This window comes from Actinoplanes sp. NPDC051411 (genome assembly GCF_040682075.1).
GTDB lineage: Bacteria > Actinomycetota > Actinomycetes > Mycobacteriales > Micromonosporaceae > Actinoplanes.
The window spans coordinates 1-8,009 of record NZ_JBFBAD010000238.1; the positions used below are offsets into that span (position 1 = coordinate 1).

General features: G+C 72.7%; 10 protein-coding genes. 5 read left to right on the forward strand and 5 right to left on the reverse strand.

What is annotated here, in order from left to right; translation table 11 throughout:
* Positions 1 to 270: EAL domain-containing protein (locus AB0M88_RS52210; protein ID WP_364115769.1), on the forward strand; the 270-nt coding region annotated here is incomplete at its 5' end.
* Between the two features lie 9 nt (positions 271 to 279).
* On the opposite strand, the gene AB0M88_RS52215 is transcribed toward AB0M88_RS52210, so the two are convergent.
* Positions 280 to 648, reverse strand: coding sequence for a cupin domain-containing protein (locus tag AB0M88_RS52215; RefSeq protein WP_364115772.1), 369 nt, complete (start codon positions 646 to 648; stop codon positions 280 to 282).
* Positions 649 to 858: 210 nt separating this feature from the next.
* Between AB0M88_RS52215 and AB0M88_RS52220 the strand changes: the two genes are divergently transcribed.
* Together AB0M88_RS52220 and AB0M88_RS52225 are read left to right on the forward strand one after the other, a co-directional pair.
* Positions 859 to 3,537: a hypothetical protein gene (locus AB0M88_RS52220; protein ID WP_364115775.1), complete on the forward strand. Its 2,679-nt coding sequence runs from the start codon at positions 859 to 861 to the stop codon at positions 3,535 to 3,537.
* A gap of 65 nt (positions 3,538 to 3,602) precedes the next feature.
* Positions 3,603 to 3,851, forward strand: coding sequence for a GNAT family N-acetyltransferase (locus tag AB0M88_RS52225; RefSeq protein WP_364115778.1), 249 nt, complete (start codon positions 3,603 to 3,605; stop codon positions 3,849 to 3,851).
* Positions 3,852 to 3,884: 33 nt separating this feature from the next.
* Here AB0M88_RS52225 and AB0M88_RS52230 read toward each other — a convergent pair whose 3' ends face one another.
* From AB0M88_RS52230 to AB0M88_RS52240, 3 genes are read right to left on the reverse strand one after another with little or no spacing between them, the layout of a single operon-like run.
* A complete protein-coding gene (locus AB0M88_RS52230) occupies positions 3,885 to 4,016 on the reverse strand; it encodes a hypothetical protein (protein WP_364115781.1) in 132 nt (43 codons plus the stop codon).
* The gene (locus tag AB0M88_RS52235; protein ID WP_364115783.1) at positions 4,013 to 4,537 is read right to left on the reverse strand and encodes a hypothetical protein; all 525 of its coding nucleotides are present in this window, start codon (positions 4,535 to 4,537) and stop codon (positions 4,013 to 4,015) included. Before AB0M88_RS52235 ends, AB0M88_RS52230 begins: the two co-directional genes overlap by 4 nt.
* A gap of 11 nt (positions 4,538 to 4,548) precedes the next feature.
* Entirely contained in the window at positions 4,549 to 6,315 is a 1,767-nt protein-coding gene (locus AB0M88_RS52240) for an ABC transporter ATP-binding protein (protein WP_364115786.1), read from the reverse strand.
* Between the two features lie 76 nt (positions 6,316 to 6,391).
* On the opposite strand from AB0M88_RS52240, the gene AB0M88_RS52245 reads away from it, so the two are divergent.
* Positions 6,392 to 6,823, forward strand: coding sequence for a MarR family winged helix-turn-helix transcriptional regulator (locus AB0M88_RS52245; protein WP_364115792.1), 432 nt, complete (start codon positions 6,392 to 6,394; stop codon positions 6,821 to 6,823).
* Here AB0M88_RS52245 and AB0M88_RS52250 read toward each other — a convergent pair.
* On the reverse strand, positions 6,810 to 7,769 hold the full coding sequence (locus AB0M88_RS52250; RefSeq protein ID WP_364115793.1) for a WYL domain-containing protein: 960 nt from the start codon (positions 7,767 to 7,769) through the stop codon (positions 6,810 to 6,812). The two genes, AB0M88_RS52245 and AB0M88_RS52250, sit on opposite strands and share 14 nt — an antisense overlap.
* Before the next feature lie 44 nt (positions 7,770 to 7,813).
* On the opposite strand from AB0M88_RS52250, the gene AB0M88_RS52255 reads away from it, so the two are divergent.
* Positions 7,814 to 8,009, forward strand: a 196-nt coding sequence (locus AB0M88_RS52255) for an alpha/beta fold hydrolase (RefSeq protein WP_364115789.1), incomplete at its 3' end; no start/stop codon positions are given.

Here is an 8,009-nt window from a genome sequence, read left to right on the forward strand (position 1 = left end):
CCGGTGGACACGTTGAAGGTCGACAAGTCGTTCGTCGACCGGATCACCGAGGCGGGCCGGCACGCGGTCATTGCCGAGGCTTTGATCCAGGTCAGCACCGGTCTGGGCTTGACCGCGGTCGCCGAGGGTGTGGAGACGGCGGAGCAGGCGGACGCGCTCTACCGGCTCGGCTATCGCCTGCTGCAGGGCTACCACTTCGGCCGTCCGGTCGCCGACCCCGACTTCGACCTGGTCGGCGCTACGGTCACGGCCGCCAGGACCCGCGGCTGACTCCCCGATCTACTCGCCGGGCTCCCGGGTGGACGGGCGGTCCTCCGCCAGGTGGGCGTGGTGGGCGGCCCACTGCGCGGCGCGTTCGGCGTCGGTGGTCGCGGTGTGGAGGGCGGTCACCAGGGCGTCGATCTCGGGGGTCATGACGGCCAGGACGTCGGCGCCGGACGGGCCGGCGGTGGCGAACGTGTGGGCGGTGCCGGCGGGGACGGTCGCATGGTCGCCGGGGCCCAGCTCGACCCAGGTGTCGCCGATCAGGACCCTGAGGCGGCCGCGGACGACGCAGAACGCCTCGTCGCCCCGCTCGTGCACGTGGGGCGGGGCCTGGAGACCGTCGTAGTGCGCCAGTTCCCATCTGCGGATGACGAAGTCGGCCATCCCGCCTTGGTACCAGGGCACGCGCCCCAGCGCCACCACCGGGGCTCGCGGATGGGGTGCAGGGCCACCCTACGGCGAGATGCCAGGAATGCGAGGTTCGCCCAGGCAAACGCTTTCCTGAGGATGTCGGCGGATCGGGGCGGATCGGTTGAGGTCGGCCTAATCGATCGATATGAATTCCGGGACGACGATCAGACCGGAGGACCCGGCATGCCGCGACTCACCCGCCGTACGCTCCTGACCGCCACCCTCGCCGCGGCCGGCGGAGTCCCGGCCGCCGCGATCCCGGTGCGAGCCGCCCGGGCCGATCCGGGAAAGACGGCTCTGCACTGGTTGGACGGCCTGCCACGGGAGACCGTGGGCGGGGCGACGTGGGGCGTTCCCTGGGCCCGGGGCACGCTGCCGGTCCACACGCCGCTCGCCCTGACCGCCGGGGACGGCACGCCGGTCGCGGTGCAGAGCTGGCCGCTGGCCTACTGGCCGGACGGTTCGCTCAAGTGGACCGGGCACGCGATCGGGGCGGGCGGCGAGAAGGACCGCTACCTGCTCGCGCCGGGCGAGCCGCAGACGCCCGACTCGCCGGTCACGGTCAAGCGGCAAGGCGGGGACATCGTGCTGGCCAACGGGACGATCGAGATCCGGCTGGCCACCCGCGGGTCGGTCCCGATCGTGAACCTCCGGCGTGGCGGCCGCGTGACGGCGTCGAACGGGCGGCTGGTGCTGCGGCTCCAGGACCGGCCGGACGATGAGACGGTCGTACCGAGGCAATCGTCATACCAGGGTCACGTCGAGCGGGCGGAGATCGAGCAGTCCGGCCCGGTGCGGGCCGTCGTGCGGTTGTCGGGGAGCTACCGGCGTACGGAAGCGGGCCCGCGCCGGATCCTTCCCTGGACCCTCCGGGTCTGTCTCGCCGCCGGCGAAGCCGTGCGGCTCGTGCACAGCTTCACCTGGGACGCCGACGCGGGCCGTGACTTCGTGCGCGGCCTCGGACTGCGGGTGGACGTGCCGCTGAGCGACGAGACCTACGACCGGCACATCCGGTTCGGGGTGGTCGGCGGCGGGGTCTGGGGTGAGCCGGTGCGGGTGCTGACCGGGCTGCGGCGCGACCCGGGCGCGGCGGTGGACGCGGCGCAGGTGCAGGGCACCGCCACGCCGCCGCAGTCGGCCTGGAACCCGCAGGTCAGCGGTTCGTTCGGTCAGTTGGCCGAATGGAACGACTTCCGGCTCAGCCAGCCGTCGGCCCATCATTTCACCGTCGCCAAGCGAACCACGCCGGCCGGGTGCTGGCTCACCCACGCCGGGCGCGGCAGGCGCGCCAGCGGTTTCGGGTACGCGGGTGGGCCGTCCGGCGGCCTCGGCTTCGGACTGGCCGAGTTCTGGCCGCGTTTTCCGCGGGCGCTCGACATCCGGGGCGCGGCCAGTGACCGGGCGCAGGTGACGCTGTGGTCGTGGGCGCCGGACGCGCCGGCGATGGACCTGCGGCACTACGACACGACCGCGCACGGGCTGGATCTGGCCTATGAGGACGTGCAGGCGGGGTTCAGCACGCCCGAGGGGATCGTGCGGTCGGACGAGATGGTGCTGTGGGCGTTCGCGGCGACGCCGTCCCGCGACCGGATCGCCGCCCTCTCGGCCGCGCTGGAGGCCCCGCCGCAGATCGTCGCCGACCCGGCGGCCTACCACGCGGCCGGCGTGTTCGGGCGCTGGAGCCTGCCCGACCGCACCACCCCGGCCCGGGCGGCGCTGGAGAAGGCGCTCGACGACCAGATCGCGTTCTACGCCGGGCAGGTCGACCAGCGGGACTGGTACGGCTACTGGAACTACGGCGACGTCATGCACACCTACGACGCCGACCGGCACGAGTGGCGCTACGACGTGGGCGGCTACGCCTGGGACAACGCCGAGCTGGGGACCGACGCGATGCTCTGGTACGCGTTCCTGCGCTCGGGTGACCCGGCGGTGTTCCGGCTGGCGCGGGCGATGACCCGGCACGTGAGCGAGGTCGACACCTACCACGCCGGACGGTTCGCCGGGCTGGGCTCGCGGCACAACGTCTCGCACTGGGGTGACGGGGCGAAGGAGGCCCGGGTGGGGGAGTCGTTCACGAAGCGGTTCGCCTACTACCTGACGGCGGACGAGCTGCTCGGTGAGCTTCTGCGCTCGTCGCTGCGCGCCGACCGTACGCTGCTGACCGTCGAACCCCTCCGCGAGGTGCTGCCGCCGCAGACGCTCGCACCGACCCGGCTGCGCATCGGCCCCGACTGGTACGCGCTGGTCAGCAACTGGCTGACCGAGTGGGAGCGGACGGGCGACACCCGCTGGCGGGACCGGATCGTGACCGGGATGACCGACATCGCGGGCTTCCCGGCCGGGTTGTTCACCGGGGAGGCGGGTGGAGCGGTCGGCTTCGACCCGGCGACCGGGCACCTGACGAACTTCGACAAGGGCGACTATCTCGGCGGATACAACCTGGCCATGGCGTTCTGCGGCGAGCAGATCCTGTGGGAGGCATTGTCGCTCATCGACGCGCCGGCCTTCGAAGCCGTGTTCCTGGACTTCGCCCGGTACGTGCTGGCGCCGTCGGCCGAGAAGATCGCCCGGTACGGCTTCGACTTCAACCCCGGAGCGTTCCCGACGATCTATTCACGGGTCACGGCCTGGGCCGGCGAGGTGCTGCACGACGCGTCGCTGCGCCGCCGGGGCTGGGACCAGTTCCTGAACGACCCGGCCGGCAAGCCCTGGCCGGCGGCGGTCACCGTCTCCGGTCCGCTCGTGCCGTCGCCGGTGCAGGAGATCCCCGCCGGTGACATCGCGACCAACGACGCGGCCCAGCGCGGCCTCGCCATCATCTCGCTGCTGGCGATCGCGCCGGGGGAGGCCCCGGTCTAGGGTTTCGACATGGTGGACCGGGTGCGGTTGTCGCTCGACATCGGACGGTTCGACGACGCGGCGTCGTGATCGCCCGGCACGACGGCGAGTGGGCCGGGATGTCCGCCACGTCGCTGCATGCGGAGCAGAGTTTCGCCTTCTCCGAGATGACCGGCGTGCTCCGGCCCTTTCGCGGCCGGGGCTTGTCGCTCGCCATGAAGCTGCTCGCGGTCCGGTTCGCCCGCGAGGCCGGCTACCGCAAGCTGGTCACGTTCCATCACCCGCGCAACGGGACCGCCATCGCCATGAACCGCCGCCTCGGCTTCACCGGGTAGTGCTGTCCGAGGGCGGCACTCCGGCGACCGCCGTCAGCGGCCGGAGCGTTCGTCGTCGACCGCGAGGAGCATGTCCGCGACCGGGAGGCGACCGCGGCGGGCGCCGGTCCGGGCCGGAGCCGCGCGCGTCGGCAGGCCGACGAGGGCCTTGACGATCCCGATCACGGGACCGTCTCCAGGATCGTGGCGGTGCCGGCGAGGTGCGGGTGCTCGTCGATCGTGATCTGCCGACCTGGGCGCAGGCCACGCCAGTCGGCGGGGGTCAGCGGGGCCAGCCGGACCGAGCCGGTCGATCCGGGGGCCAGCGACGGGGCGTATTCGACCCAGATCCGGGCCGCGCGCGGGTCGTCCCGGCCGATGTCCCACCGGACGCGGGCGATGCCGCGGCCCGGGATGGGGCCGCCAGCGGTCAGGCCGAGCGACGCCCGCAGGACACCGTGGACGCTCTCCCACCGGCCCCAGCGGCACCACGCGGCGACCGGGCGCAGGCGCATCAGGTCGGCCGCGCCGATCAGCAGGTCCCACCAGTCCGGGGGCGGGCGCCGCCCGTCGGCCGGCTCGGCCAGCAGGCCGAGGGCGACCTCGTACTCGCCGTGGGCCAGAGCCTCCCGGGCACCGGCCGCGGCCGGACTTTCCGGTGGTGTCGCGGCGAGGGCCCGCGTCAGCAGGTCGGTCAGATCGTCCACGGAAGAGATTCTTACGCGGCCAGCATGGCGTAGCGGCCGCCGGACCCGACGAGGTCGTCGTGGGTGCCCTCCTCGAGGACGTGGCCGTGGTCGACCACCACGATCTGGGCGGCGTCGCGGATCGTCGACAACCGGTGGGCGATCGTCACCGTGGTGCGGCCGACCGACAGTTCGTCGAAGGCGCGCTGCACCGCCCGCTCGGTCTCGGTGTCGAGCGCGCTGGTCGCCTCGTCGAGAACCAGGACGCGGGGGTCGCGCAGCAGCGTGCGGGCGATCGCGATGCGCTGCTTCTCGCCGCCTGAGAAGCGGTGGCCCCGGGAGCCGACCATCGTGTCGTAGCCGTCGGGGAGCGACGCGATCAGCTCGTGGATCTGGGCCGCCCGCGCGGCCGCCTCGATCTCGGCGTCGGTGGCGGACGGCCTGGCGTAGCGCAGGTTCTCCCGCACGGTCGTGTGCATCAGGTACGTCTCCTGGGAGACGACGCCGACCACGTTCGACAGGTCGGCGAAGGACAGGTCGCGCAGGTCGACCCCGTCGATCGTGACGCGGCCCGACGTCGGGTCGTAGAGGCGGGCGATCAGCGCGGCGATCGTGCTCTTGCCGGAACCGGTCTCGCCCACGAGCGCGAGTGAACCCCCGGCGGGCACGTCCAGGCTCAGGCCCTGCACGGCGGGGGCGGTGCTCCCCGCGTACGAGAAGGTGACCCCCTCGAAGCGCAGGTGGCCGCGCGGAGCCGTCAGGCGCACCGGGCGGGCCGGCTCCTCGATGTCGACCGGCAGATCGAGGTATTCGAAGATGCGCGCGAACAGCGCCAGCGACGAGGTGAGCGAGACGCCGACGTTGAGCAGGCCGAGCAGCGGGCGGAACAGGCCCGACTGGAGCGCGGTGAACGCGACCAGCGTGCCGATGCTCATCGCGCCGCGGGTCGCCGGGAGGCCGGCGGCCAGGTAGATCACCGCGGGGATGGCCGCGAACAGCACGCTCATCGAGGCCATCCGCCAGCGGCCGGCGAGCTCGGAGCGCAGTTCGAGGTCGATCAGGCGCTCGGAGGAGGCGGTGAAGCGCCGGATCAGCGCGGGCGCGGTGCCGAGGGTCTTGCTCAGCTGGACGCCGCCGATCGACAGGCCCTCCTCGATGGTGACGTTGAGATCGGCGAGCTCCTTCTGGCGCTGGTCGGTGATCTCGCGGCGCATCCGGGCGACCCGGCGGGTCAGCCACACCGACGGCGGGAGCACGACCAGGGAGATCAGCGAGAGCCGCCAGGAGAGGGCGGCCATGGCGACCGCGGTGGCGACGGTCGTCGTGAGGTTGGCGGCGATCGACGTGGCGGTCGAGGTGACGACCGATTCCATGCCGCCGATGTCGTTGGTGATGCGCGACTGCACCTCGCCGGTGCGGGTGCGGGTGAAGAAGGCGATCGACTGGCGCTGCAGGTGGGTGAAGACCTCGGTGCGCAGGTGGTGCATGACCTTCTGGCCGACGGCGGTCGAGATCCAGGTCTGGACCACGCCGAGGGCGGACGTCACGGCGGCGACGCCGACCATGCCGGCGACGAGCAGGACCAGCAGGCGTACGTCGTTGTGCGGCAGCGCCCGGTCGAGCACGGCGCGCAGCAGGAACGGCGAGGCCATGCCGACGATCGAGGACACGACGATGATCAGGACGACGATGGACAGGGACGTCTTGTGATCGGTGAACAGGGCGCCGATGCGCTGGAGGGAGACGCTGCGGGCCTGGGCCTTCTCGGCGGCGGTGTTCTTTCGGGCGGGGCGGGGCAAGGGCGGATCCTTTCGGCCGGTGCAACATGCTGAGGTTACCTCATTATGAGGCTGCAACGCGGTCGCCCGGTAGGGTATTCCGGTGACCTCCTCCTCCCACGACGGCGACCGCCTGGCCGAGGCGTTCTGGACGGTCGCGCGGCGCCTGCGCCACCGCACCAAGGTCGCGCTCGAACCGTGGGAGCTGTCGCCGTCGCTCGCCCGGGCGCTGAGCGTGCTCGCCCGCGACGGGGACCTGCGGCTGAGCGCGCTGGCCGAGAGGCTGCGCATCGTGCCCCGGTCGGCGACCGAGGTGGTCGACGATCTGCAGCGCCTGGGGCTCGTCGACCGGCGGCCCGACCCCGACGACCGGCGGGCGGTCCTCGTCGCACTGACCGCCGACGGCGAACGGACCTCGCACGCCATTCAGGAAGCGCGGCAGGCCGAGGGGGAGCGCTTCTTCGCCGCGCTCGACGCGTCGGACCGCGCCGATCTGGCGCGAGTGCTGCGCAAACTCAGCGAACTGTAGCCTTCGCGAATCGCTCGGCGACCCGCCGCACGGCCGCCGTCAATTCCGGGCCTTCCTCGACCACGAAATCGAACGGGACCGTGGCCAGCCACTCCTGGGCGTACATCGACGGGTTGCCGGTGCTGCCGGTCAGCACGCAGCGGTCGTCGCCGTCGGGTTCGAGGCGGCCCATCGGCCCGCGGATCCACGGCGCCACCCGCGCGTGCGGGGCCTGAAAGACCACCCGGGTCGGATATTTCCACCCCGCGCCGAGATTCTGTTCCAGCGCTGCCACCGGATCCAGATCGTCCGGCGGCGCGAAGACTCGCGCCGTTTTCCGTACGCCGCGGATCCGGTCCACCCGGTAGGTGCGGATCGCGTCCGCCCGATGGGACCGGCAGAGCAGATACCACCGGCCGTACCGCACGACGACCGCCCACGGATCGACGTCGGTGTCCCACTCATCGCCGCTCTCCGCGCGATAGGTCACCGACACGCACTGCCGTTCGGCCACCGCGGTGACCAGTGCGCTCACGGTCGCCGGCTCGGGCCGGGCCGGGTTGCGGTCGGGGGCGGCCGACGCGTACGCCCGCAGAGCCGCCGCCTGGCGGCCGATGCCCTCGGGAAGCGCGCGGATCACCTTGCTGAGCGCCTCGCCGATCGGGTCCTCGGTGTCGATCGCGCCCGGCTGTCCGTCGAGGACCGCCATGACCAGGCCGAGCGCCTGCTCCTCGGTGAACACCACCGGTGGCAGCCGGGTGCCGCGGCCGAGCCGGTAGCCGCCGTAGGGGCCGCGGGCCGACTCGACCGGGATGCCGGCCTCGCGCAGGATGCCGATGTAGCGGCGGGCGGCGCGCTCGGTCACGCCGAGGTGCTCGGCCAGCTGGCCGGCGGTGGTGCCGGGCCGGGCCTGCAGCAGCTCGAGGGTGCGCAGGGCACGTGCGGTCGGACTTTGCACGGCTCGAATGTACCGGAAGCAGAACGTCCGGAATTGGTTCTAGGTTGTCGGTCATGACTTACGTGCTTGCTGCTGGACTGTGGATGCCCCCGACCGTGTGGGACCCGGTGCTTCCGCTGCTGGAGGGCGCCGTCCCGGTGACGTTGCCGGGCCAGGGCGACGGCAACGCCTCGGCGACCCTGGAGGATCAGGTGACGGCGGTCGTGGCCGCGGTGGACGCGGCCCCGGACCGGGTCGTGGTCGTCGGGC

Excerpts from the sequence above, each read along its gene's own strand:
- AB0M88_RS52215 (WP_364115772.1), bottom strand. The coding sequence starts at position 648 with ATGGCCGACTTCGTCATCCGCAGATGGGAACTGGCGCACTACGACGGT.
- AB0M88_RS52220 (WP_364115775.1), top strand. The coding sequence starts at position 859 with ATGCCGCGACTCACCCGCCGTACGCTCCTGACCGCCACCCTCGCCGCG.